The 1,378-nt window shown below is 26.6% G+C and carries 2 protein-coding genes; both read right to left on the bottom strand.

What is annotated here, in order from left to right; translation table 11 throughout:
- Nucleotides 1-792 (bottom strand): glycosyltransferase (locus AC1DSL_RS18255; protein ID WP_477533338.1); only part of this gene is annotated, 792 nt, incomplete at its 3' end.
- A gap of 53 nt (nucleotides 793-845) precedes the next feature.
- Nucleotides 846-1,378, bottom strand: a 533-nt coding sequence (locus tag AC1DSL_RS18250) for a hypothetical protein (protein ID WP_477533337.1), incomplete at its 5' end; no start/stop codon positions are given.

Below are 1,378 nucleotides of genomic sequence, written 5' to 3'. Positions count from 1 at the left end.
CATATAGATTGCACTTAAAAAAACCTTAAGTAAATATCTATTTAAAAGATTCTTAAGTTTGTTATCACCAATCGATTTATAGTATTTATTCAATTCATAACATGTATCTAACAAATCAATTGCATTTTTTGTTTTGTTTTTTTCTTGGGTTATCGAATGTTCTCTAATAACATAGTTATAAAATGCATAGTTAATGTACTTAACTTTTTTGGCACTTAACAACACTCTTGGAGTCCATTGCTCGTCTTCATGCAAAATACCATACTTAAAAAATAAGTTATTTCTTATTAAAAAATTTCTACGAAAAAGTCCTAGCCATGCCTGCATAGAACAGTTTCCCTTTTTTAATTCTTCTTCTAAAAACTCATTACCCGTATATTCTTTAAATTCGGAAATATTATTTCGCTCAATTGTATAAGATTTATTACTATAAATCCAAGTAGCATTTCCATATACAACATCAATATTTTTATTATCTATTTTTCCAACAAGACGTTCACATGCATTTTCATTGAGATAATCATCGGAATCTAAAAAAAGTACATAATCACCTTTAGCAAACCTCAACCCTGCATTTCTAGCATCTGAAAGTCCTCCATTTTTTTGGTGTAAAACAAATATCCTATTATCTTCTTTTGCATAATTATCACAAAGAAGACCACAATTATCAGGGGACCCATCGTCTACTAAGATTATTTCAAGATTGCTATATGTTTGATTAACTATGCTATTAACACATCTTTCTAAAAAATCTTCAACTTTATAAACTGGAACAACAATGCTAATCAACAAGTCATTTACCTACTTTTTAAAATATTTTTATTTTTTTACCATTCTCATATTCTTCATAGAACATTCTTTTTACGTAAATATATTATCAAAAATAACATATTAATATTTTTAAATTGTATCAACTTCAAAATAATTTTTTGATGAAAAGAAAAATCTTTTATGCTACTATTTTTATACCATTTTGGGTATCGTTGTTCCCAATGTTTAATATGATTAATGATAGCTCTTTTATTTTCCTTTTTTAAAACTAACGTAAGCACAGTAGTATAAAGCAACTCTTTGATAAATAATGTTTCTAATTCTAAAGGATATTTGTATTTTAACCTCTTAGCTATTATCTCGAATGCGCTAATTGCATACTTTATATCTACATATCTCTCATCATGAACTATTGAATTCTCATGAATTATATAATTATATAATGGTTTCTTTAGATAGTAGATACAGTCACAAAAAGGTGTGGTTAATTTATTAAAAACCATGTCTTCAAATCTCATTAAATCGGGAAATATAATGTTATTTTCTTCTACCGTTTTCTTTCTATAAACCTTGCAGCATGTACTTCCCGATGCATGTGAAATAACAT

The sequence above is a fragment of the Paenisporosarcina sp. P4_D4 genome (assembly GCF_056401835.1).
This window is presented reverse-complemented; position numbering and strand designations above follow the sequence as displayed.